This is a genomic window from uncultured Bifidobacterium sp., from assembly GCF_949292005.1.
Classification (GTDB): Bacteria; Actinomycetota; Actinomycetes; order Actinomycetales; family Bifidobacteriaceae; genus Bifidobacterium.
Genome location: NZ_CASEXV010000025.1, coordinates 1 through 25,321, shown reverse-complemented (window position 1 = coordinate 25,321; position 25,321 = coordinate 1). Strand labels below are relative to the sequence as shown.

Below are 25,321 nucleotides of genomic sequence, written 5' to 3'. Positions count from 1 at the left end.
CCACACCGTTATGAAGTTCCGGACTCCTCCCAGAACCCCTGCGCGTACCGATTCCCGTTATGACTTCACCGCGCCCGCCGTCATCCCCGAGGTGATGTACTTCTGCAAATAGAGGAAAAGAAGCACAACCGGAATGCACAGCAGTATCGAACCAGCGCAGAAGAGCCCAAGATTCCCGCTTTGGTCACCTTCGATGATCCCGTAGAGGCCGACGGCAAGAGTTTTGACCTTATCGTCGGTAAGGAAAATTGCGGCCAACATATACTCCCCAATCACATGGATGAACGTGAGGAGGAAATTGACAGCCAGAATCGGCGTAACGAGAGGAAGAAGGACCTTGACGAAAATCGTGACATGGCCGGCTCCGTCGATCTCCGCCGCCTCATCGATCTCATGGGGGATCGAATCGAAGAACCCTTTCATCAGCCACACGTTGCCCATGGTCCCTCCCATGAGCACAAGCCCGTATCCCGCCAATGTGTTCAGACCGAACTGTGGAAGCACCCGCCCCAACTGCGACATCATAGTGAACAACGCTACAGCTGACAAAAACTGCGGGAACATCTGGATGAGCAAAACCGACAGCAATCCACACCTGCGACCTCGGAACCGGAGTCTGGAGAAGGAGAACGCCGCCATCGTCGAGAAGATGACCTCACACGTCGCCACAATGAGCGCAACCACCAGCGTGTTGCCATACCAACGCATAAACGGGTATTGCGAGCCATCCACCATTGTTCGGTAGAACTCGATGGTAAACGATTTCGGTATAAGCGACCCTCCGGACACAGACCCCAACGGGTTGACGGAAGCGGAGACGACGTACAACACCGGGAAAAGCATGAACATCAGCACGATCACGCCGACGACATGCCTCCATCCAATCTGCCGCCACCACGACGCGCCTCTGGGAACCTCCCTGCCATTACGCACACGCAGACGATGTTGCCGCGCGCTGGATTCATCACGCCGCATCATATGACCTCCTCGAGCTTCCTTGTGTACCCGAACTGAATGATCGCCATCAGAGCCGTGACAAGAAACAGCAGGACGGACACGGCGGCAGCCAGACCGAACCGAGCGCCGCTGCCTCCGAAGGCCAGACGATAGATTCCCGATATGAGAATGTCCGTGCCTCCGAACAAGCTGCCATCACTGGAGAAAGGACCACCCTTGGTCATCAGTGCGATGGCGTTGTAGTTGTTGAAATTGAAGGCAAAGGAGGACACCAACAACGGGGCGACGGAGACGAGAAGCAACGGCATTTTGATCTGGAAGAACAATCTCAACGGCCCTGCACCATCAACTCGGGCAGCCTCGACTACGTCCTTGGGAAGGGATTGCAGGGCCCCCGTGGAAATCAGGAACATGTATGGTATGCCTGCCCACAGGTTAGCCGTGCACACGGCGATTTTCGCCAACGAAGCGTTCCCAAACCAATCCAGATGAAGACCAGTGATCTGATTGACGAGACCGAAATCCTTATTGAAGAATGTGGACCAGATGAGGAAACCTATGAAAGTCGGCACCGCGTAGGGAATTACCATAAGCGACCGATAGACCTTACGTCCCATCATCCTCGGCTCGTCGAAGAGCAACGCGATGAGCAGCCCGGCAAGAAAGGTCCCCGCTACGGAGAACACCGCGAAGAAGAGCGTCCACAGGGATGTCGTTAGCAGCTGCCCCCTGATGGACGGATTGACGAAGAGGGTCGTGTAATTCGCGAATCCGACCGACGAAAGCCACGACTGCTGCGAAACGGCCTTTCCTTGTGAATCCACGAAAAGATATCGCCCGTTAACCATTTTCGGCGAGTATGCATTACGCGTGGACCTGTCCGTTATGGTGTCAGCCGCCGAATCATAGACGAGGTTCTCCGTCCCCGTATATGCCGAGCTGATGCCCGACGGATAGATGGCCACACCTTTAACTGAGTCGACTGGAACACTCATGCCCGTAATCGCATCACCAGCACTGTTCACCTGCTGGACCGTGAGTATGCGGTACCCTTCGGCGGCTGTGATCCTCCCCTTCTCCATGGTGACCTGCGAGGATGCGAGAGCGGACAATCCATCGGAAGTTCCCTTGTACGTCGCCTCCGACGATCTATCCACGAGAAGAAGCACATAATCGTCCGCCCGCGACCCTTCCGGCACCGCCACGCTCATCGTGTATGTGGGCCGCGAATCGTCACGCACGACGGAAGCCGCGACGATGGAGGAAACCGCGTCCGACTTCGAATTTCTCGTTCCGTCTCCGAAATTGGTGGTGGAAATCTGGATTGTGTACAAAACCGGTACAAGAAGAAACAGGACTAGGAAGAAGGTTCCCGGAAAGAGGTACTTCGCCGGCACGCAACGTCGGGTCGTGTATATGGCGAATGCCGCGGCGACAGTGACGATGAGAATGGACAACATCATCCAGCTCCTCATGGAAATGAGGGCAGGAACGGTGGCGACAGCTAGCCCCAGCATGAGTCCCAGAAAGATGATCTTGGCAACAAGCGCCGGAACGGAGGTGGTCCGCCCTAGGGCCAGCTTAGGCTCCGAAGACGGACCATCCGCGCGCGCGGATTGGCGCAATGTCATTTCAGCGATTCCTCCACTGTTTTGGCGGCCGCCTTCATGGTCGAGACCGGATCGGCCCCTCCGACGATCGCCGCCTCCGCTTTGCCGAGCGGATCGCTCCAAACCAACCCGTTGATCTTTGGTCTGGGCACCGCGGTGGCCGCGGACTTCGCAAGAACAGCGGTGTCGTCATTCTTGGCGCTTTCCGTCGCGAGCAGGGACTTCAATGCCGGGGGACGAGGCTCCGCGTCATAAAGGGTTTTCTGGGTCTGCGATTCGGGAACTACATTGTCCACAAACTCCTCTGCGAGTGAAGTGTTTTTGCCGTGCGCGGCCACGTAGAAAGCCTGAACGGACAGGAACGGACGAGCGGCCTGCTGCCCAGAGAATCCCGGAATTGTGGTCAGCTCGTAGCTGATACCAGCCTTCTTGATATCCGAGAGAGCCCATGAACCACTGATCAGATAAGGAACACGTCCTTGGGAGAACAGGTTGATGGAATTGCTTGAGTCGATGGATCTGGTCAGCACCTTGCTGCCCTTCTCTCCAAGTTTGCTGATTTCCTTGGCGAAGGCGATGGCTCCCGCTTTGTCCAGTCCGATATCGGAGGTGTCGACGGATCCGTCGGATTTCTCACCAAACAGATACCCTCCGAACGACGAGAACAAAGGCTGCATATGGAAGGCGTCTCCCGTGTCGCCCACCTGAAGCGCCAACGCTTTATCCGCCTTTCCGGCTTTCACAAGCGATTCCCCCGAAGAGACGAGTTCATCAAAGGTTTTGGGAGCATCCTTTGCAAGCTTGGTGTTGCGGATGAGAACCAGACCTTCGGCGGCATATGGCACCGCCCATGTCTGATTCTGGTACGTCACCGCCTTGAGATAGTTGGCGACGAACTTATTCTTCTGCGATTCGGAGAGCTGTACTGGCTTGATCGAACCGTTTTGCACGAATGAGGAAACCTTGTCGTCACCCTGAACAACGATGTCGGGCCCGTTCCCAGCCGCATCGGCCGTAATGAAGTTCGTGTCAAGATTGGTGGCAACCGCCTGGACGGCAACCGTGATTCCATTCTCCTTGCCAAATTGTTTTGCTATGTCCTTCAGTGCGTCCGCTCGCTTCTGATCAGCCCAGATGACCAAATCAGCATCAGCTCTGGTAACCGATCCCGAACTGCTGGACCCCGTGGACCCCGTCGCCGAAGTGGAGGCCGATTGATTTCCCCCACCACATCCGGACACCGCCAGCGTCACCGCGACAACCGCTGAGCACATTGTCAATGTCAAGCGCCTCATTGCGCGTCCTTTCCTCTCAGGCACGCCCTTCGTGCCTCGCATGGCATCGATGGAACCGCCGATATTGGCCGTTCCCTGTCATGCGTCCCTATGATGATAGAGCGTATTGTAAATAATTGCAAATAATTACATTCACTACGAAGAAATCGAAAATCCAAAGGAGGAAAAGCATGAACACCATGCAGTGGTCGACCACCCTGTGGGGACAGGCCCTCTGCCTGCTCGTCGCGCTTCTGATGTCCACAGCCATCGGAGCCGAGAGACAGGCACGTCACAAGGACGCAGGAACACGGACCCATGCCCTGGTGGGATTGGGATCGGCATTGTTCGTCATACTCAGTAAATTCGGCTTCGCCGATGTCCTTTCCACCAATCTCATCGAACTTGACCCCTCACGTCTGGCAGCGCAAATCGTGTCAGGAATCGGATTCATCGGTGCCGGCGTGGTGTTCATGCAACGATCCCGGATACGGGGCCTAACCACCGCCGCCTCGATCTGGCTCACAGCAGCGGTTGGATCATCGTGCGGCGCTGGTCTGCTTATTCAAGCAGCCGTATGCACAGGTATGTATTTCTTCGTCGTCATCGCATTCCCGCTACTGGGACGACAGTTCGGACCGCTTTTGGGCGGCGGAGACTCAGTTCACGTGGATTACCAGGATGGTCATGGAGTCCTTCGCTCAATATTGACCACGTGCGCACGGCATGGATTTGCCGTCGAAGGTTTCTCGACAAGAGGCGAATCAGACGGCTCCGCCTCGGACGGAAAACCCTCCAATCAGCTTGCCTCTGGAGGAAGGATGGTCTCAGTCGATCTTGAAGTGCGCGGGAGGGGATTCGACGAGCTCATCGAGGACATCACCTCATTGGGTGGAGTGACATCCGTGGTCGGGGTAAGAGACAACGACTGAACGAATCTCCTTCACCCCGCTCAGGAGATCCCAAAAGGCCCTGTGGAAATAGCACCATCCGACCAGTCTGACCTACGAGTCGCACCTCCACGACCAGTCAACAACGGCTTCGATGTTGTTGCCGTCAGGGTCGATCACGAAAGCGGCATAGTAGCCGGGATGATAGGAGCGTGGCCCCGGGGCGCCGTTGTCGATCCCCTCGGCGGCAAGAGCTGCACGATGGAAGGCGCCCACTTCATCGGCATTCCTCGCACGGAACGCAATATGGGTGGTCACGGAGCCGCAGACGCTCTCCGGGACGTCCGTGGACTCACCAGTGGGCGCGTCCCGCATGGGAGAGACGTAGAAGTCGGATCGCGGCGTGCCGTCCTCGACACCGAAACCGATGGTCTCCCCGTGACGGACCTTGACGACGTATCCCAACGGAGAGAGGGCCTGACGATAGAAACGGGCGGAGCGGCCCACCTCCCGCACCCGGAGCGTGATGTGATCGATCATGCCATCCACGCTAGTCGAGCCACGGCACCCGATTCTCTCGGTCAGACAGTGTTCAGAAACCGTCCAGCTATTTCTCCTCCCATTCCCATATCGCCATGACCGTCGAATAAGCTCCATATCAGCTGGATGGCGTGTGCTGTCCCATATGATGGGAACCACGAATGACGACCGATGCCGCACGGCTCCGCGCCGGGCCGCATTGCCCTCAACCCCGTTGCCCTCAACCCCGGACCCCCCTCACGACAAGGAGGATGGTCCGAACCATTTGTCATCCCATATGTCTTCCGCAATCACCAGACTGGGGGATCCACAGAGGGTGGACGTCGACATCGTCATTCCGGTCTACAACGAGCAGGATGCCCTCGAACGCTCCGTCCTCGCGCTGTGCGGTCATCTCTATGAGACACGCGATGACACAAGTCCATTCACTTGGAACGTGGTCATCGCCGGCAATGCCAGCACCGACGCGACCTGGGCCATAGCCCGCACGTTGCATGACCGATGGCCCCACAATATCCGGGCCCTGCACATCGACCGCAAAGGACGCGGGTTCGCACTGAAGGTCTCGTGGATGTCCTCACGGGCCAGGGTCGTCGCGTATATGGACGCGGACCTCTCCACCGACATCCGGCACACAGGGCAGCTGGTGCTTCCCCTTCTCCTGGGAGACGCCGACCTGACCTGCGGATGCCGCCTCGACCCCCGCGCCTCGGTCACACGCTCGTGGACCCGCGAGACCATCTCACGCACATACAACCAGATGCTCCGATCCTATCTGGACGCCCGCTTCCGCGACGCGCAATGCGGCTTCAAGGCGATGACCCGAGAGGCCGCCCACGCGCTTCTTCCGTACGTTGAGGACGACGAATGGTTCTTCGACACCGAACTGCTGATGAAGGCGCAATGGATGGGCATGCGTCTGCTGGAGATTCCCGTGCATTGGGTGGAGGACGCCGGCACCACGGTGGACATCCCCGACACCGTGGCCAAGGACCTCACAGGGATGCGTCGTCTCAGACGTGAACGCCCGGAACAGTCCGTCACGACGTCGGGCACCCCCGCTGGATCCGACCTGTCGTGGGACGAGCGCGGACAGCATACACTTCCCGGTTCGCTTATCCTTGTCGACGGCACCGCATCCCGGACACCTGGGGCGCTCCAAACACCTGAGACACCACAAACACCTGGAACGACGGAGGCGACGGAGGGAACACCACGATGAGCACACCAGACAGCGTGGGCGGATCCGCGGCGTGTCCCCTCGCGCATCCACTATCACGCGAGCGCATACGTGGCACGCGACTTCCGCTTATGCGCAGATCTCAGACTTCCGGCACGAACCTGCTGTATCGCATGCCCCGCCGCGCGCGAGGGGATTTCGTCGCGCTCGCGCTGCTTCTTGTGGCATCCGCCTGCGTTTTTCTAATCAACCTCACCGCTTCGGGGTACGCGAATGAGTTCTATTCGGCCGCAGCGCAGGCAGGATCGATGGATTGGACGGCGTTCCTCTTCGGATCGCTCGACCCCGGGAACGCCATCACCGTGGACAAGCCACCCGCGTCCATCTGGATCATGGCGCTGTCCGTCCGTCTTCTCGGCTTGAGCTCACTATCCATTCTGCTGCCACAGGCCCTGATGGGAATAGCCACCACCTGGCTGATCTACGCCACAGTGCGCAGACACTGGGGAAACGCCACGGGAATCGGGGCGGGGACGGCTTTTATCCTCACTCCGGTAGCCGCTCTGATGTTCCGGTTCAACAACCCCGACGCGCTTCTCGTCCTGCTCATGACCGCAAGCTCCTACGCCATGCTGCGGTCCCTCGAATACCGGGTGACACGGGCCGGCAACAGACGACGTACCGCCTGGATGGTGCTGGCGGGTGCGCTTATCGGTTTCGGCTTCCTCACCAAGCAGCTTCAGGTGCTGCTCGTGCTGCCGGGATTCGCGGTCGCCTTCCTCATGGCCTCCCCGACCCGGTTGGTCAGGCGACTGGGGGATGGCCTGGCCGCCATGGCGTCGATGGTTGTGTCCGCCGGCTGGTGGGTGCTGCTCACGGTCCTCGTCCCCTCGTCGGATCGCCCGTACATCGGCGGATCCCAGAACAACTCCTTCATCGAGCTCACCTTCGGCTACAACGGATTCGGTCGCCTTACCGGCAACGAGGAGGGATCGGTGGTCGGAGGCGGAGGCAACTCCGGAGGCACGTGGGGATCCACCGGATGGACCCGTCTTTTCGACGGCGAGTATGGCACGCAGATCGCATGGCTCGCACCCCTGGCCTTCGCCGGAATCGTGGTGGGACTGGTCGTGGTGGGACGCGCGTCCCGCACCGACCCGCGTCGGGCGGGAATAGTGGTGGTCGGCGGATGGCTGGTAGTCACTTGGGTCGTTTTCAGCTTCATGGCGGGAATATTCCACCAGTACTACACGGTGGCGCTCGCCCCGGCGGTCGCGATTCTGGCGGCCGTAGCGTGCGCGGCCCTGTGGGTGTCGAGGCATCATATCTGGGCGATGGTCACCGCGCCGCTGCTGATGATCGCGTCCTCCCTCTGGTCGGGAAGTCTTATCGCGCGGTCGTTATGGCTTCCCTGGCTGCCGTGGACGGTGCGCATCATCGGATTCGCAGGAGCCGCGACTCTTGCGATGGCGTCCTGGGGAGCATCATCGCTGGGACAACGGCTCGCTGATCGGGTAATGGCAGTGGGCTCGATTCTGTGCATCGTCGCGTTGCTTGCGGGGCCGGCCGCCTGGACGGGCTACACGATGTCCGCATCCCACACCGGATCGATCGTCCTCGCCGGCCCCACGGTGACATCATCGGGGACCTCGACCACCGCCGGCACGGGAGGCGGCCCCGGTGGCGGGGGCGGAAGCTTCGGCGGAGGACAGGGGGGATTCGGCGGTCAGGGCGGATTCAGCCAAGGCGGGCAGCCCGGCACGACCACCGGCGGCGACTCGTCGGGAAGCGCGTCGGGAGGAATGTCGGGAAGCGTGAGCAGCCTTCTGGGAAGCGAATCGACAAGCGTGACGATCACGTCGATGCTGGAATCCACCTCAAGCTCCTACCGTTGGGCGGCTGCCACGACGGGATCGCAGACCGCGGCGAAATACCAGCTCGCCTCGGGCCGGGCGATCATGGCCATCGGCGGATTCAACGGGAGCGACCCCTACCCCACAGTGGCGCAATTCAAGAAGTACGTGAGCAAAGGCATGATTCACTTCTATATCGCCGGAAGCATAGGCGGCACCCAGCAGGGCGGATCGGACACCGCGTCGCGAATAGCCACCTGGGTGGAGGAGAATTTCACATCCACCACGGTTGACGGGGTCACCATCTACAACCTGACGTCGAGAAAGTAGCGCCTACTCGCAGGCCACACCATCCCCGTCCCTGTCGAGTTTGCGGCTATAACCGGGATCCGTGCTCTTCAACGGCGCCTTCCCGGCCGCGCGAACCGCCGCGCAGTTCCGGTAGGATGCGGATGCGGATGCTGTGGCGGTTGCGGATGCAGTTGCTGTGGCAGTGGCCTTCGGAGTCGCCTGGGTCGTGGTTCGGGTGGACGAGCTTGCCGACGTGGACGAGGACATGGACAACGAGCCCGATGACGCGGATCCCGAAACCCCTCCTCCCGTAGGCACCGTCTGGGTGGGGCATCCGGAGAGAATGCCGACCATCGCATCATGCTCGGCCTGGGTCACCCATAATCCGTATTTATGTTTGACGCCGATCTGCCTCGCCACGTACTGGCATCGGAACGATTTGTTGGACGGAAGCCATGTGGCGGCATCTCCGTCGCTTTTCTGCTCGTTGGCCGACCCGTCGATGGCAAGCAGATTGTAGGGATCGTTGGCGAGCTGCTCGCGCGTGGTGGAGCTGAGTTTCTGGGCACCTTTCTGCCATGCGTCCGACAACGCCACCACATGGTCGATCTGGACGGCCGTGGATGTCTTTTGTCCCCGCACGAAGCTGATGCGTTTGCCGGTATACGAGTCGTTGAGCACTCCCGTCGCCACGACACAGTTGTTTGTTCCCTGCTTGTACGTCTTGTTCGTGAGATCGCGGGTGAGGATGTCGTTGCGGGTATCACATCCGTTGCGGTCGACATCGGCCCAGGCCGTACCGAATCGCTGACGCGAGTATCCGGTTTTCGCAGCGCGTCCCTTGATGGACAGCATCGCAAGAACCGTGGTGGCCAAAGGGCCCGACAAGGAGGATGAGGATGTGGACGCAGATGCCGCCGATGAGGTCGCCGACGCCGATCCCGATGACGGCGAGACCGACGAGGATGTGGAGGAACCGGAAGCGGACGACGACGTTGACGATGAATTCGTCGCCCCCGAAGCGGCGGACTGTGATGTCACCGATCCGCAGGCCCCCAGAGACGCCACCATCGACGCCGCCATGATTATTGACAGAACCAACCTCAGCACCCTACCGCGGCGACCGCCGTCTACCGACGAAGTGCGTGGCTGCGCAGCAGTATCCCTGATCATGCCAATTCTTCCCCCGAGCATCTCTCCCCGTTTCCGCTGCTCAAGAATCCCGGGTTCGATTCCCTAATATCCCCTAGACTCCTGCTATTCTCAATCCGCATATTCACCCATAACAATCCTCTTTAAACAGGCGACTACCGCAAAACAAGCCACCCGGAGAATCTATCGCCCGGCGAGCGACTCCCCCATCACCCGAAGACGCTCAAGCTGCTCCGAAACGCCCTCCCGCCGCTCGGGGTCATCATCACCGGAGACAAGATTGTCGATGTAGACGATCCGCGCATCCGTCACACCACAGTACTTTTTGAGCGTCTGATGCACGATCTGATTGTCGAGGGCCTCGCCGATCCCATCGGACTCATACCATCCCTGCGAGCCTCCGGTGAGCATCACGATCCGCATGGCCTTCCCGGCGAGCGCACCCGGCTCCCCGGAGGGGTTGTAGGCGAAGCCCCGGCAAATCACACGATCGAACAACCCTTTGACCATGGCGGGCATCGTGTACCAGTAGACGGGAAAGATGATGGCGATGACATCGGCCTTCTCAAGCCGGTCCTGAATGGATGCCACATCACGCGGAACAGGACCGCGCCCCAGATAATGACGACGGTCGGCAAGCGTGTACACCGGATTGAAACCGGCGTCATAGAGATCAAGCACGTCGACATCGGCACCGGCCGAGCGCGCGCCCTGCGCGAAAACGTCCCCTGCCGTATCGGTGAGGGATCCGGGATCAGGATTGCTGGTGATGACAAGAACGTTGGTCATACGCCCATCGTAGGTCACCCACGAACTTTCCAACGCCATACGTCACATGGCAGAACCGGGCGTGGCAGAACGGGGCGTGGATCGCCGCCGCGCACAGCGCACTGGACGCCGCGAAATTCACGAAGCACGGCACCGACGACGGGCCCTCACAGCGCCGCGTAGATCGTCGACGCCGCCTGGGCTATCGACGCCCATGACGATTCGTTGGTGAGAATGACCATGACGTAATCGCCCTTGGCCGTGTAGATGATTGACGCGTCATGCAGAAGGTCATCCAGGAAACCGACCTTATCCGCAACCGTGCCGTTGTCGCCAATGCCCGCCGGGATTCCCGACCGGTACACCTGCGTCTTCATATAGCCCAGAAGCATCGACCGTGAATCGGAATCCATGAAGCTTCCCTGGTACAGACGCGTCAGGTACTTGGCAAGATCGGCGGCGTCCGTCAGCATGTTCTCGTGGGCGATGGTCGTCTGGGTGAATCCGGCGTCGTGAATCTGTTGATTGACGGTGGCGAAGCCCTTCTCATTGAGCCACGCGGTGGGGCAGTCATTGTCGGAGTTGACGATCATCGTGGCGAAGCAGGATCGTAGCGTCTGCCCATCCAGTTCGGAGTTCCACGTCTTCTCACCGCTTTCCACGGCGGAAATCATCGAATAGGCCACATACAGCTTGTATGTGCTTGCGGAGGTGTACTGGGTGTTCACGTTGACTCCCACCACCGTTCCACCTGTGGACATGTCCACCACATTGACCGCATAGGTCGCCCCCGTGAAGATGGAGTTCAGCGACGACGTGAGTTTCGTCGTTAGATTCGTCGTGGTCTTGTCCACGGACGGCACGGTTGACGCCGACTTGGCAATCGGGCCATCGACGATGGGGGACTCCGAGAACTTCGATGAGGACGCATCGTATGACGCCGTGGAATCGGAGTCACCAGCGGCCATTCCCTCGAGCACACCTCTCGCACGCGGCGCGATGGCGACGATCCATAGAACGGCGAGGACCGCGGCGGGAATCGCCACCAACCATCGATTTCTACGACGATTCCGGACCCGCGCTTGCGTGTTGTCATCCAACTGCATGTGCTCAGGTCGCGAATGATGGCCTCGTACCACTCCCGCCATCCCCTTTCCGCACCCGATCAGGGGTGGGCTATGCGCTATATGACGTGCATAAGGATAGCGCACGAACAATCGTGAGCTCTGGGGAGATTCAGAAGAGCACCTGAGACATGGTTGTGACGCGGATGTGATATTTCTGAAAACCTACCAACGCCGCCATGAACCGGACCCGGCCCCCGTGGTGGGACGCGCCGCGACGGCACGGATCTTCCCCCACTCGTCCACCCGCCATTCTCCGGACCCGACCAGCGCCACCTCATGGATGTCGAGAAGCACTCCCTGGAATTCGTCCACGTGGCGTTCGATGGCCCTTCCTCCCTCACGCACGTACCCCACAAGAAACCAATAGGTCCTAATACGGGGAACGTCCATATCCCTTACCGCGTTGACGTCGCAAAGCCAATCCCACAAGTCGTTCAACGAGACCACCGCCTCCAGCGAGGACGAGATCCGTGTCGTCTCCTTCCTGTCAAAGTCACGGAAGGCCGAGCCCGCCATCAACGAGCGCAAGCAGTCCTCTCGAATCGACGGCATATAACGCGTGACGCCACTGATAAGCCTGTTCTGCAACGCGTCGTATCTCTGATCATCATCTTCTCCGGGATGGCCCCCATGCGTATCGACCGAGTCCACCCGTCCAATGCTTCCAATACTCGTATCCATCATCATCCGCCCCCATTCCACGTCGATTGCTCGACCGTTCCAGCGACAAACATCATGGACAACACCTCAACGACGAAGCCGAAGCCGAAGCCGCTATCTCTTTTTCTTCTCTCCGCAACCGCCGTTGATCCCGTGATAAACCGCTCCGGTAACGAATGGAAATACCGCGCATGAACCATGCGTAAAAGCAGATGATCATGCGATAACGGGCCATTTTTATATCCTCATGGATTGTCCTCCCTTTAGATATCGCTTCTTTTCGATTTCCATATTTCCTTTATGGGCCTATAACGTCGCACGGCTTCCGACGTCCACACACGGCCCATACCCTCTTTCACGAAAAGCGAAAGCTACTTTAGTTTATTATTGATTCACAGGGCCGATTCGCACCAGACAACCCCACCAGAAACGTCCTCAGACAGACAGGAGGCCATCATGGCCGGAAAGACACGAAAAAAGCGAGTTCTTACCACACTCACCGGATCGACTCTGGGAGCGCTTCTGGTCGGCATTCTGATCGACCCCGATAACTGGACCAAGGCTGCGGCCTACCTTAAGGACGAACACGTTCCGGAACGACTCAACGGTCTCGGGAAAACCGTCATGTCACAGGCGAAAACCCTTATCGCCTCACTTCCCCGAGCGACCATGCCGACACCGACCGTTGTCAAACGACTCGACGCGGTCGACTCGCTCATTCAGACGCACCGCGAGGAATTTGAAGCAAGCGGACGTCTTGACTCTTGGCGAGAGGCACTCGCGTCAATCCGAACGGCCGCCCAACTCGCCGGAACCACTATGAGAGGAAGCATGCGCCGAAGCAATCTGCGCGACCTCGACAGTCGAATGAAAAGTCTTGTGGCCGACATGTACGACGTCATCACAACGTCATCGAAGAAGGACTGACAGACCTCCGGCAGGGGATGGTCCGCATCGCCCACGGCAATATCAATAGCATAACAACGCCATGTCAACTCAATCCAGGATGGTCCGCATCGCCCACGGCAAGATCCGTCGACGAAGACCGACACTTGCGCGGCACGGACGGCGAAAACCGAACAGACCCGCGGACCATCTCTTTGAGGGACCTCAGAACTGGGCCATTACTGGGGAAACAGACCATCACTGGTCGAATCGGCGCTTATGCCACTGCGACCGGGTCAGACGACGAAGCACCTCATCACGTCGAAAGCCATCGCCCAGCAACGGACGAGGAACCTCCCGCATCACACGAAGCTCAGTCAGTCCCAGTTTCTCCATCACCCGCGACGACTGTAGGTTCGACACATCATGCATGCCATACACCGCGTCAAGACCAAGCTCCTCGAACCCGTATCTGATGAGCTCGCCGGCCGCCTCAGGAGTCAATCCCCTGCCCCAGAACGGACGCCCTATCCAATACCCGATCTCTCTGGAGCCAGGATCGTCGGGAACAATCTTCAAACCAATGGACCCTATGGGCGCGTCAGGGGATTTCCCCTCCCACGCACCGCGAAAAGTGATGGCGAAGTTCTGCTCGTCCGACAACACATCACGAATCACATCGGCGCTCTCCTCGACGCTTGTGTGCGCAGGCCATCCCGCATGAGGACCCACATCGGGATCCGATGCGTAACGATAGAGGAATCGGGCATCCCGCGCGTCGTCAACACGCCACGGCCGGAGGATCAGACGCTCTGTTTGAAGAATGACCATGTGACCCAGTCTAGAGCCGGTCTAGGGCCGGTCTAGAGCCGGTCTAGAGCCGGTCTAGGGCCGGTCTAGTTTTCAGAACCAGAGCAGGCGGGGCACACAAAGCACATAAAGCGCCCACGCAACTGAAGCAGCGATCAGACACCAGTCCAGCCAGAGACCGCGCCGACTTCACGCATCTGCCTACGACCGAGTCCGATCCCCACACCAACCCAATCGCCTCATACCAACCCGGTCAGCCCTTCTGCCACAACCCCATCTCGACTCAACCACCACCCCATCTCGACTCAACCACCACCTCAACCCGATACCCACTCATGAGACTGCCACCCCTCTCGACACTGCCACCCCTCTTGACACTCATTGGGCGGGTTTGTCGTTCGTTGGGCGGGTTTATCCCAGAACCTTCTGTAGGAACCGCAGAATCGTGCGGTCCCACATGGATGATCTCCGAATGAGGCGCCCAACGAACGCAAAAAGCGCCCAACGAGTCGACTATGGGCACTCCTTCACACCCGGCGGCGCCCAACACTGGTGCGACCATGAATAATATGGAGAGCTGCAGACGACAGCGGGGATGATTCAACCGTTCTCGTCGAATATGCGGTCATAAAAATAGATTATCGAACATTAGATTATCTAGTATTACTTCAGTTTTGAGGACGAAGCTTCAAAAACACCCAGCAGATCGAGCGGGATGCTAGCTCCGATAAGACAAACTACATCAGCGGACCAAACAACATCACCAGACCAGACACGCCGGGTGGACCGGGCTCCAGCAATGCCGATTCGAGCACGGAAAATCCGCGATGGGAACGCGTCACGCCAAACGTCACGCCAAGCGCGGCAAATCCGGCCATGTCGGATCAGACCGAAGCGCCACGCGCCAAAACCACACAATGCCCAATACCCAATACCCAATACCCAATACCCCGGTCTAGGCACCCAGCATGGTCAACAGGCTCTCCCTTGTCAACGACGACAGAGATCCGGAAGTCCGCGACGAGGCATCATCCACGAATCTCGAGGCCAGATCCGATTTCGCCTCCTGCAAACGGATAATCCTCTCCTCGATGGTGTCCTGCGTCACCAGACGGTAGACATCGACATCATGCGTCTGACCAATGCGATGCGCCCTGTCGTTGGCCTGTTCCTGGGCGGCGGAGTTCCACCAGGGATCGGCGTGCACCACAACACTCGCACCCGTGAGGTTCAAGCCTGTGTTGCCCGCCTTAAGAGAGATGAGGAAAACCGGGGTGTCGTCCTCGTTGAAGGCGTTGACCAGATCCAGTCGCCTTTTTTTAGCCGTGGCCCCCGTTATCACGTCGTACGACACACGCAGCTGATTGAGCCGTTCCCCGATAAGGTCCAAGAAGCTGGTGAACTGCGAGAACACCAGCATCTTGCGCCCCTCATCGCGGCACGATGAGACCAGATCCGTTATCGCGTCCAACTTCGCGCAATCGCCTTGTCCAACGACGGCGGCTGAATCATCCACCAGACGGGGATCGCAGCATGCCTGACGCAGTCTGGTGAGCTGCGCCAGAATCCGAACACGTCCCTCTTGGGTGAAGGCGGCGTCGTCCCTGATGATGGTCGCGCGCAGCCGCTGCTCCAACGCCGCGTACAGACGTCGTTGGGCACCTTCGAGACGAACGGTGATGACATTGTCGATCTTGTCCGGGAGATCGCTCAGAACCTCGGACTTGCGCCGTCGGAGAATGAAAGGCTCCACCAGATTTTGCAGACGCCGCTGGGCGTCCTCGTCCCCGCTGATGATCGGCAGATCGAAGACCTCACGGAAATGCGCGTATCTGCCAAGCATTCCCGGATTAAGGACATCGAAAAGACTCCACAGCTCGGCCAGTCTATTCTCAATCGGGGTCCCCGTGAGCGCGAAGCGGTGCCTCGCGTTGATGAACCGCACCGCTCTGGCCGCTTTGGTGGTGTGATTTTTTATTGCCTGCGCCTCGTCAAGCGTCATGCTCGAGAACTCAATGCCGTGATAGTCGTTGATGTCGCGTCGAAGCAGATCGTACGAGGTGACCAACACGTCATACTCCCCCGCCCCGCCCGCTACGGACGACAGTATGGCGCGCCTCGACGCCTTGCTCCCGGCGACTGCCACCGCGCGAAGACCCGGCGTGAAACGAGCGCATTCAGCGGTCCAGTTGTAGACAAGCGACGCGGGACACACGATGAGATGAGGCGCCATCGAGCGACGCCCCGGCTGAGGAGATGGGGAGGATTCGGCTCCGGCACCGCAGGACGGTGGCGTACGCGCGATGAGAAGCGCAAGAAGCTGGACGGTTTTCCCCAGTCCCATCTCATCGGCCAGAACACCACCAAATCCTTTGTCCCACAACGCATTGAGCCATCGGAAACCCTCCAGCTGATAGGGTCTGAGACTTCCCGAGAATGACCGGGGAATCATATACCTGCCGGGGTCGATCGCAGTCAATGGACGGATCGCATCTCGGAAATCCTGGGATTGGTCGGACTCGTCGCAGTTGGCCGCAAGATAGAAACCCTCGAAAAGCGGAACGTCGACCGACCCGTTCTCGAAGTCCGACCGGTCGATATCGAGATCGGCCGCCACGCGCTCGATGGAACGCGCGTCGACGTCCCCGAGATTCACGAAAGACCCATTGCGCAGCCTGTGGAACCGACGCTTGCGACGCAGCGCGGCCAGGAGATCGGGGACATCGGCCGGATCGACATCATCCGCGATCGGCGATATCTCCACAAGGCCGGAGGACAACGACAGGCCGTAGCGTATGGACACATGAGCCGAGACCGTCAAACCGTCGAACGCGGATGTGCAGAAGACGGTTCCGACACGCCTGAGCAGAACGACACCCTGGGTCACAAGCTCGTGAATGGCGTCATCATCCTCGTCAGGAATTCTGGCCACGGGACCATCAGGACGAGGAAAATACTGCCGAACGGCCTCCACTGCCAGACGCTCGGTCGCCATGTCGCGCTCGACGGGATCATCCGGCTTCACTCCGTCGAACACCGCGAAACGCCGAGTCCCATATCTCGCCTGCAGGTCGCACGTCACACCGTCGTGGTCGCGATCAAGATAGATTTCTATGACGCATGGCTCACGCCGACGGCTGACAAGCTCCTCGGGTATGGTCGCCACGATGGCGCCGGTCCCGCCACGAGGCCGCAGCTGGGGCAGGACGACACGTGAGAATTGCTCCACATCCGCGTTCCCGACCATCATGGCCGTGGAGTCGAAAGGGTCGCATAACACGTCGATGAGCTCCCGACGCGTCAGGAATTCCTTGCTGCTTCGGTGGATCTCCATGGAACGCGCCGTGGGATCCGGGGCGTACCCCGCATCACGGATTATGGCGAATCCACGCCGACGACTCATCACGATGTCATCGATGCAGCGCTGATGCGTTATGGAGTACCCGACGGCGTCCGCGGACGCGTCCGCGCCTGATCCGGAAACCGGCGCGATAACAATGCCCATGTCCGGATCACCATCAACGACATGCACATGCACATAGTCGGACGCCCCTCCTCCCTGGGGGACATAATCCACGGTCACGTCGGCATCCGTGTATAGGTCGAGAATCTCGCAGGTCTCCTCGTCGGTGAGGAGGATGGCCCCACGGCCCGCCTGGGTGGAGCGCCACTGCCGAACGCCGTATCCTCCCGACATCGCCTCGCGTATGGACTGCGCACGGTCGATGATGTCGATGAGCCCGCGGGACATCTCGTCGAACATGCGGGACTCATGGAAGAAGGCCAGATGCCTCCCATACTCCACCCGCTCGCCGTTCCTCACCGCCGACAGAAACGCGGTCACATCCTTCACAACATACGAGGCGCCATCGCTTGAGGACACGATAAGGCGAACCGACCAGCCGCCCTGCCCACGACCCAGCCGCGGCCGAAGGGAGATACCGCCCTCCTCTCGGAAGTCGGGGGCGTGACCGGAGCCGCCGGAAGCCGGATCCGACTGGTCATGCGACATGGCTCCCACAGCACGAAGCAGCCGAACCTGACGCTCATGCATCTCCCGCCGTTCACGCCGGGTTTCATCGGACAGGAAACGACGCAACGCCGTCGATGTGTCGATGTCCGCCGAACCGGCGACACCTGCCGTGTCAGCGGCTCCGTTGCCAGCGGAGTTGGACGGGTACGCGGATGAGGGGACTCTGGCCCCGAGGCGAACGAACGAGTCGGGATCGTCATTGTATGTGCGGACAAGGGCAACTACATGCTTGCACATCCCATGGTTGCGCGCCGCAGACGGACACGTGCAACGCGAGGACGCAATCGACCCGGCACCCTCGTCGATGTCGACCTCGACACTGTAATCATCGGAAAAGCCCTCTGCGACGCTTACCCGCGCGTGCAGCGCCAGATGGCCCTCGTCGTCATGGCCACGTGAGAGGTCATGAAGTCTATGCGCCACCAATATCTCAATGCTGCGCAGATATGCCTGTCCCGCTACGCGCCGAAGATCGGCATCCGGTACAACCGCATGGACGCCACCAAGCTCATCACCCCGGGTGACGCCGTATGTGGAGACCGGGCCACGCATGGGGGAGGCCCGCCTCCATCCACGCGACCCCACCTGCTCGGTTCGCCATCCCTCGCCCATATCAGACAACCTCACACCGCCCTTTCCGCGCAGACCAAGGATACGCGCCTGCGTCTACGCGCTCGCCCACAAGCGAATACCCTTGGGTGCACGCCCACTCCGATGACATACTGTGGCCATGACCACGAACCAGCATTCGCACTCCCAGCGCAACCAGCACGAGACCCACAGGCAAACCGCATATCTCGCGGGAGGATGCTTCTGGGGATTCGAGGCCTATATCAACCGTATCGATGGCGTCACCACGACCACGGTCGGATACGCGCAGTCCCGAGTCGATTCTCCCAGCTATGAGCAGGTCTGTTCGGGATCCACGGACGCCGTCGAAACCGTCCGGGTGGATTTCGATCCCGACCGGGTGTCTCTTCGAACTTTGGCTTTGCTGATGGTCGAAGCTATCAATCCGTTCAGCATCGACCGGCAGGGCAATGATGTGGGCCGTCAGTATCGCAGCGCGATGCTTTTCACCAACCACGACCAACAGGACGTCTACGTAGACGTGCTGACACGGGTGCGGGTGCTCTCCGGACGAGAGCCTGCGGTCGTCGTGGAACCTCTCCACGATTTCTTTCCCGCGGAGGACTACCATCAGGACTATTTGGACAAGAATCCCGGAGGATACTGCCACATCCCCGCCGTCGCATTGTCCCAGGTTCGCGAACGCCAGAAATGGGTGGAAAAAGCGTGGGCGCTGGATCCCGAACGGTTCGCGGTGACACAGCTCGCTGCCACCGAACATCCATTCACCAACGTATACGATCATGAGTTCTCCCCGGGAATCTATGTGGATGTCCTAAGAGGGACCCCCTTGTTCCTGTCAACGAGCAAATACGATTCCGGATGCGGCTGGCCTGCATTCACGCGTCCCATCGATTCCTCGCTGTTGACGGAGCACCGCGACACGACGCTTCCCGGGCGACCACGCATCGAAGTGCGCGCGGCCGCCAGCGGAATCCACCTTGGCCATGTCTTCGACGACGGACCGGAAGACCAAGGCGGATTGCGCTACTGCATGAACTCGGCCTCGTTGAGATTCATTCCGCTTGAGGAGATGGAACAGCAGGGCTACGCCGACTACATCGCCCTGCTAGATCACCGCTGACCGCGATATCCCCCCGAACGACGCCCTCCATGAGTGGATCCGGAGCCCTCGGAACGACGGGACGATCCGGAGCGACGGCTGCCACCCCGGCGATCCTGATCCGATCCGCCATCTCGTGATCCTCTGCCACGACCATATCCGCGGGCACCGTCGCGCCCCTCACCATCCCGTTGCCTACGATCGTCACGCTGTCTGCGGTCGTCACGCTGTCGACGACCGTCGCCACGATAAGAGCCCCCATCGTGGCGACGGTCCCCAGATTCACTGCGTCCACCACGACGGTCGTCATCGTCCCGGCGGAAATCCTCTCGATCGCGATCACGGCCATGTCCCCCACGCCCTCCGCGGGCGTCACCGGCATCCCTGGAGTAGCGGGAGCCACCACGCGGATTGCGCGGACCACGGTGCGAGCGCTGCTCGCCGCCACGACGGCCCCGGCCCGAACCGCGTCCCGAAGGCGCGGCGGCGAGCTCCCAATCCTCGACTATGGGGGCGGGATCGCCCACGAGATCCTCAATCTCCTTGCAACCGGGCGTAACCGTCACAGGGTTCACATGGATTCCGGCGCGACGGAGCATCTGACGGGCGTCACGCTGCTGCTGGGGAAGCACAAGCGTCACCACATCCCCCGACTCACCGGCACGCGCCGTGCGGCCCGAACGATGAAGGAATGATTTGGGATCCTCCGGAGGCTCCGTCTGCACCACAAGCTCCACGTCGCTCACGTCAATGCCACGCGCCGCGACATCGGTGGCGACCAGCACACGCACCTCGCCTCCCGTAAAGGCAGCGAGATGTCGGTCACGCTGGTTCTGGGACAGATTCCCTTGAAGGTCCACCGCGGGAATGCCCGCCTGAACCAGTTTGTGCGCCATGTTCTTCGCCTGGTATTTGGTCCGGGTGAAGAGGATCCGACGTCCCGATCCGGACGCCAGCTGCCTGATGACCTCATGCTTGTTGCCCTGCGACACGGCGAAGACATGATGCGTCATGGTGTCCACCTGCGCGTCCGCCGAGTCCACTGCATGCACCTTCGCGTCATGCAGGAACTTGCGCACAACCTGATCGACACCATGATCGAGCGTCGCGGAGAACAGCATGCGCTGGCCTTCGGGATCCACCTGAGCCAGAAGGCGCTCGACGGCGGGAAGGAAGCCCATGTCCGCCATCTCATCGGCCTCATCCAGAACGGTGATCTCCACCGACTCGAGACTGAGAAGCCCCTGACGGAGAAGATCCTCCAAACGTCCCGGGCACGCCACGACGATGTCGGCTCCGGCTCGAAGCTCCCGGACCTGCCGGCTCTGGTTCACGCCGCCGTAGACGGTGGCCGTGTGCATGCCATACACCTGAGCCAGGGATCGTATGACCTCGTCGACCTGATTGGCCAACTCACGCGTCGGCTCAAGAACCAGACCGCGAGGATGGGGCAATGACGCGCGCGATCGTCCGCCGCGGGAGTCCCCATGGATCCTCCTGGCTTCCACCATCGCGGATTCACCCTGGTCCCCCTCGCCCAATCGAGCGATCATGGGGATGGCGAACGCCAGTGTCTTCCCCGAGCCAGTGCGGCCTCGGCCAAGAAGGTCCCTCCCCTCAAGGGAATCGGGAAGCGTGTCGGCCTGAATGGGGAACGCGGTTGTTTTGCCGTCGTCGGCCAGCGCGGCCACGAGCGGATTGGGAACGCCGAGTTCGGCGAACGAGACGGGTTGAGCGTCATCGTCGGCATGGGAAGATGACTGGGAATCATAAGAAAGATTCGGCACGATAGCCTTTCACATTACATGTCAGACCATGGCGCCGAATGCGCTGGCCTGTGAACAAATAATCAAGTGTATCAGAAAAGTCGTCCACGCGGCATTCAGGATATTCCCGGCGACGGAGACACCGGCGTGGCGCCGCGCGTGGATGAGGAAATATCAGTCACGTCACCAGTAGGTGCGAATCGCGAGGTCCGCCGCCAGCGCGACGGCTCCGACAACCGCCGCCGCCCTCATGACACGCGCGGGGACACGGCGGGTTATGGAAGGCGCGATGTAGCTGCCGATGAAGCATCCAATTCCCAGGACAATGGCAGCAGGCCAGTCGACGGTGCCCCGAACGAGGAACACCATGGTGGCGGTGACGTTGGCCCCAGCGCCGATCACGGTTTTCAGAGCGTTGATCTTATGGAAGGAACCCACATGCCCCGCGTCAAGAACGGCGAGGACAAGGGTTCCGGCCCCCGCTCCGAAATAACCGCTGTAGATGGCCACGCACCCGATGGCCAACCACACCCACCATGAATCGGAGGACAGCGGCAGCGCTCCTTCGACGCCATCCTCTCCCCCGTCGGATACCGGAAAACCGTCCCGACGCAAGCCCTCCAACTGCTTCCGTGCGTCACGCGCAGCCTGCCTTGACTGGCTTCTCCCCCTCGGATTGAGCCCAATGATGACCGCGCTCAGAAATATCAACGGAGGGACCGCGTACTCGAAAACCTCCGGATCGAATCCAAGCAGAAGAAGCGACCCCACGACGCCTCCAACAGCCCCGATAAGAACATAGACGATGACCCTCGATCGCTGCCCGCGAAGCTCGGTGCGCGCCCCCAGAACCCCACCGATCCCCGTTCCGATCACGCCAACCGTATTGGTCGCGTTCGCGAGCACCGGGGGGATGCTCAACGCCAGCATCGCCGGATACGAAACCAACGAGGATGCGCCAACGGCATAACCGAGGAAACCCGCGCCGATACCAGCCATGAGCACCAGGAGAAGCGTCATCCCCGACATTCCCACCACTGCGGAACCACCCTCCAGCGCCCATCGGCACACCACCGGCCGCGGCTGGCCAGAGCCGGAACATCCGGCATGTCCATTCGACTAACAACTTCGGAGGATACACCCCGCCATCGGTCCCGTCATCGATATGGCTCCCCTGATGGGCATCCCAACCCACGGTTGAGGTCTTGCGCATGGCAGCCGACTACGGATCAGCGGGTTGGAGTCGTGCGGTCCACGTGTTTTCCGCGCACGGCGCATAAGCCACGGCTGAGACATAGTGCAGGCAACGGCAACAACGCGGGCATGCGGCAGCGCGGGCCAGCATGGCGTGAAAAGAACCCGCCGAGCCGGAAAACACGCGCCGAGCCGGAAGACACAGTGAACAGCGAAGGGACATGACATGAACGGTGAAGGCAACGGAAAGCGGACCATCGGGGACACGAGCGGAAGGCCATCGGATCCGACGGACATATACGACCTTGTCGTCCGAGGACGTGACGGCGGGGAGCGGCAGCTGGACCAATGGCGGGGCCAAGTTCTTCTCGTGGTCAACACCGCGACAGGATGCGGATTCACCCCCCAGTACGAAGGACTCGAGACGCTGTATGAGCGGTACCGGGACCGCGGCTTCACGATACTCGACTTCCCCTGCAACCAGTTCGCCGGGCAGGCCCCCGGCAGCGCCGAGGACATCCACTCCTTCTGCACGCTCCACTACAACACGGCGTTCCCCCAGTTCGCGAAGATCAAAGTGAACGGAAAGGATGCCGATCCCCTCTATGTCTGGCTGAAAAGTCAGAGGGGCGCGACCGGACGAATCACCTGGAACTTCACCAAGTTCTTGATCGACAGAACCGGGCATGTCGCCGCTCGTTTCGGATCACGGACCACCCCGGAGGAGATGGAGGGTGCCATCGCGGCGCTGCTGTGAGCAGGGTGCGGCCCGAGATCCCCGCGTCCACATGGCAGACAATCGGAGGCCATGTAGACCCATAGGGGATAATGGGACACGATACGTGACCAACCGCATTCCCGAAGGACGGAAAGACTGTGGCTGAATTCATCTTCCAAATGATCAAGGCTCGCAAGGCCTACGGCGATCGGGTGATTCTCGACGACGTGACCCTGAGCTTCCTGCCTGGAGCGAAGATCGGCGTGGTGGGGCCCAACGGCATGGGAAAGTCCACGCTTCTTCGCATCATGGCCGGACTCGACACCGTGTCCAACGGCGAGGCTGATCTCACCCCCGGATACAGCGTGGGCATTCTCCAGCAGGAGCCTCCGCTTGACGACGACAAAACCGTCGGCGAGAACATACGCATGGCGTTCGGCGAGTTGTCGGCCAAAGTGGAGCGTTTCAACAAAATCGGCGAGGAGATGGCGAATCCCGACGCCGACTACGACGCTCTGATGGATGAGATGGGAACCCTCCAAACCGAAATCGACGCCGCCAACGGCTGGGATATCGACTCACAGCTTGAGCAGGCGATGGACGCGCTCCAGTGCCCCGATCCGGACACCCCCGTGTCGGTGTGCTCCGGAGGCGAGCGGCGACGCGTGGCTTTGTGCCGTCTACTACTGGAAGCCCCCGATCTTCTTTTGCTCGACGAGCCCACGAACCATCTGGACGCCGAATCGATCCTCTGGCTCGAGCAGTTCCTCCATCAATACAAGGGCGCGGTCATCGCCGTCACACACGACCGTTACTTCATGGACAACGTGGCGGAATGGATCTGCGAGGTCGACCGTGGCCACCTGTATCCGTACAAGGGCAACTACTCCACTTATCTGGAGACCAAGGCCAAGCGTATGGAGATACAGGGCGCAAAGGACGTCAAGCTCGCCAAGCGCCTGAAAAACGAGCTCGACTGGGTGCGCAGCTCCCCCAAAGCACGTCAGGCGAAGAATAAGGCGCGTCTGGAACGCTACGACCAGATGGAGAACGAGGCCCGCAACACCAAGAAGCTCGACTTCTCGGAGATTCAGATCCCGCCGGGGCCACGTCTGGGCTCCCAGGTTCTGGAGGCGGAGCACATCCACAAGGCGTTCGGCGACCGGGTGCTCATCGACGATCTGTCGTTCACCCTTCCCCGCAACGGCATCGTCGGCGTGATCGGTCCCAACGGTGTGGGAAAGTCCACGTTGTTCAAGACCATCGTGGGACTCGAGCCGCTGACATCCGGCAAGCTGACCATTGGCGACACCGTCAAGATCTCCTACGTCGACCAGAACCGCGAGGGACTGGATCCCACCAAGAACCTCTGGGAGGCCGTGTCGGATGGACTCGACTTCATGGAGGTCGGCGGCGTCGAGGTGCCCACGCGGGCCTATGTCGCCAGCTTCGGATTTAAGGGATCGGATCAGCAGAAGATGACAGGGGTTCTGTCCGGCGGCGAGCGCAATCGGCTCAATCTGGCTCTGACGCTTAAGCAGGGAGGCAACCTTCTGCTTCTGGACGAGCCCACGAACGACCTCGATGTCGAAACGCTGGAGTCTTTGGAGAACGCCCTTCTTGAGTTTCCCGGATGCGCCGTGGTAATCTCCCACGACCGCTGGTTCCTCGACCGCATTGCCACCCACATCCTCGCATGGGAGGGGGATGACGAGCATCCCGCGCACTGGTACTGGTTCGAGGGCAATTTCCAGGCCTATCAGGAGAACAAAGTGGCTCGACTGGGCGAGGAGGCCGCGCGCCCCCATCGCCTGCACCGTAAGCTGACGCGCTGACCTATCGCCGCACGTCATATTCGAAAACCCGCCGACGGCCACCGTCCAGTCATGGTTCGATGGCCGTCGTTACAATAATTCCAAT

At 60.1% G+C, this 25,321-nt stretch carries 19 protein-coding genes; 7 read left to right on the top strand and 12 right to left on the bottom strand.

From position 1 onward, the window contains the following. Nucleotides 1-57 precede the first annotated feature (57 nt). From Q1X90_RS01120 to Q1X90_RS01110, 3 genes are read right to left on the bottom strand one after another with little or no spacing between them, the layout of a single operon-like run. Nucleotides 58-978 (bottom strand): sugar ABC transporter permease, encoded by a 921-nt coding sequence (locus tag Q1X90_RS01120; RefSeq protein WP_300765821.1) that lies wholly within the window; start codon nt 976-978, stop codon nt 58-60. Further along, the gene (locus Q1X90_RS01115; protein WP_300765820.1) at nt 975-2,588 is read right to left on the bottom strand and encodes an ABC transporter permease subunit; all 1,614 of its coding nucleotides are present in this window, start codon (nt 2,586-2,588) and stop codon (nt 975-977) included. The genes Q1X90_RS01120 and Q1X90_RS01115 overlap by 4 nt, the downstream gene beginning before the upstream one ends. Then, complete coding sequence (locus tag Q1X90_RS01110; protein WP_300765819.1) at nt 2,585-3,862, bottom strand: extracellular solute-binding protein; 1,278 nt, start codon at nt 3,860-3,862, stop codon at nt 2,585-2,587. The genes Q1X90_RS01115 and Q1X90_RS01110 overlap by 4 nt, the downstream gene beginning before the upstream one ends. 170 nt (nt 3,863-4,032) lie before the next feature. Between Q1X90_RS01110 and Q1X90_RS01105 the strand changes: the two genes are divergently transcribed. Next, a complete protein-coding gene (locus Q1X90_RS01105; RefSeq protein ID WP_300765818.1) occupies nt 4,033-4,773 on the top strand; it encodes an MgtC/SapB family protein in 741 nt (246 codons plus the stop codon). Nucleotides 4,774-4,845: 72 nt separating this feature from the next. Here the strand turns inward: Q1X90_RS01105 and Q1X90_RS01100 are convergent, their stop codons facing one another. Continuing rightward, the gene (locus Q1X90_RS01100; RefSeq protein WP_300765817.1) at nt 4,846-5,271 is read right to left on the bottom strand and encodes a VOC family protein; all 426 of its coding nucleotides are present in this window, start codon (nt 5,269-5,271) and stop codon (nt 4,846-4,848) included. Between the two features lie 265 nt (nt 5,272-5,536). On the opposite strand from Q1X90_RS01100, the gene Q1X90_RS01095 reads away from it, so the two are divergent. Both Q1X90_RS01095 and Q1X90_RS01090 read left to right on the top strand, forming a co-directional pair. Then, entirely contained in the window at nt 5,537-6,493 is a 957-nt protein-coding gene (locus tag Q1X90_RS01095) for a glycosyltransferase (protein WP_300765816.1), read from the top strand. Then, a complete protein-coding gene (locus Q1X90_RS01090; RefSeq protein ID WP_300765815.1) occupies nt 6,490-8,634 on the top strand; it encodes a glycosyltransferase family 39 protein in 2,145 nt (714 codons plus the stop codon). The genes Q1X90_RS01095 and Q1X90_RS01090 overlap by 4 nt, the downstream gene beginning before the upstream one ends. 3 nt (nt 8,635-8,637) lie before the next feature. Here Q1X90_RS01090 and Q1X90_RS01085 read toward each other — a convergent pair whose 3' ends face one another. From Q1X90_RS01085 to Q1X90_RS01070, 4 genes are all read right to left on the bottom strand, one after another. Next, entirely contained in the window at nt 8,638-9,768 is a 1,131-nt protein-coding gene (locus Q1X90_RS01085; protein WP_300765814.1) for a DUF1524 domain-containing protein, read from the bottom strand. A 162-nt stretch (nt 9,769-9,930) separates the two neighbouring features. Further along, nucleotides 9,931-10,536, bottom strand: a complete 606-nt coding sequence (locus Q1X90_RS01080; protein WP_300765813.1) for an NAD(P)H-dependent oxidoreductase — start codon at nt 10,534-10,536, stop codon at nt 9,931-9,933. Nucleotides 10,537-10,682: 146 nt separating this feature from the next. Next, a complete protein-coding gene (locus Q1X90_RS01075; RefSeq protein ID WP_300765812.1) occupies nt 10,683-11,561 on the bottom strand; it encodes a serine hydrolase in 879 nt (292 codons plus the stop codon). Nucleotides 11,562-11,804: 243 nt separating this feature from the next. Next, the gene (locus tag Q1X90_RS01070) at nt 11,805-12,329 is read right to left on the bottom strand and encodes a hypothetical protein (RefSeq protein ID WP_300765811.1); all 525 of its coding nucleotides are present in this window, start codon (nt 12,327-12,329) and stop codon (nt 11,805-11,807) included. 429 nt (nt 12,330-12,758) lie between these two features. Here Q1X90_RS01070 and Q1X90_RS01065 point away from each other — a divergent pair, with 429 nt between their 5' ends. Then, nucleotides 12,759-13,229: a hypothetical protein gene (locus tag Q1X90_RS01065; protein WP_300765810.1), complete on the top strand. Its 471-nt coding sequence runs from the start codon at nt 12,759-12,761 to the stop codon at nt 13,227-13,229. Between the two features lie 216 nt (nt 13,230-13,445). On the opposite strand, the gene Q1X90_RS01060 is transcribed toward Q1X90_RS01065, so the two are convergent. Next, entirely contained in the window at nt 13,446-14,018 is a 573-nt protein-coding gene (locus Q1X90_RS01060) for a GNAT family N-acetyltransferase (protein WP_300765809.1), read from the bottom strand. Nucleotides 14,019-14,952: 934 nt separating this feature from the next. After that, the gene (locus Q1X90_RS01055; RefSeq protein ID WP_300765808.1) at nt 14,953-18,657 is read right to left on the bottom strand and encodes a DEAD/DEAH box helicase; all 3,705 of its coding nucleotides are present in this window, start codon (nt 18,655-18,657) and stop codon (nt 14,953-14,955) included. A 103-nt stretch (nt 18,658-18,760) separates the two neighbouring features. On the opposite strand from Q1X90_RS01055, the gene msrB reads away from it, so the two are divergent. Then, nucleotides 18,761-19,744 (top strand): peptide-methionine (R)-S-oxide reductase MsrB, encoded by a 984-nt coding sequence (gene msrB, locus Q1X90_RS01050; protein WP_300765807.1) that lies wholly within the window; start codon nt 18,761-18,763, stop codon nt 19,742-19,744. Here the strand turns inward: msrB and Q1X90_RS01045 are convergent. Next, entirely contained in the window at nt 19,735-21,510 is a 1,776-nt protein-coding gene (locus Q1X90_RS01045) for a DEAD/DEAH box helicase (protein WP_366944445.1), read from the bottom strand. The genes msrB and Q1X90_RS01045 overlap by 10 nt on opposite strands. Before the next feature lie 162 nt (nt 21,511-21,672). Then, complete coding sequence (locus Q1X90_RS01040; protein ID WP_300765890.1) at nt 21,673-22,509, bottom strand: sulfite exporter TauE/SafE family protein; 837 nt, start codon at nt 22,507-22,509, stop codon at nt 21,673-21,675. Between the two features lie 400 nt (nt 22,510-22,909). Here Q1X90_RS01040 and Q1X90_RS01035 point away from each other — a divergent pair, with 400 nt between their 5' ends. Then, nucleotides 22,910-23,440, top strand: coding sequence for a glutathione peroxidase (locus Q1X90_RS01035; protein WP_300765806.1), 531 nt, complete (start codon nt 22,910-22,912; stop codon nt 23,438-23,440). 119 nt (nt 23,441-23,559) lie between these two features. Then, complete coding sequence (ettA, locus tag Q1X90_RS01030; RefSeq protein WP_300765805.1) at nt 23,560-25,236, top strand: energy-dependent translational throttle protein EttA; 1,677 nt, start codon at nt 23,560-23,562, stop codon at nt 25,234-25,236. Nucleotides 25,237-25,321 lie beyond the last annotated feature (85 nt).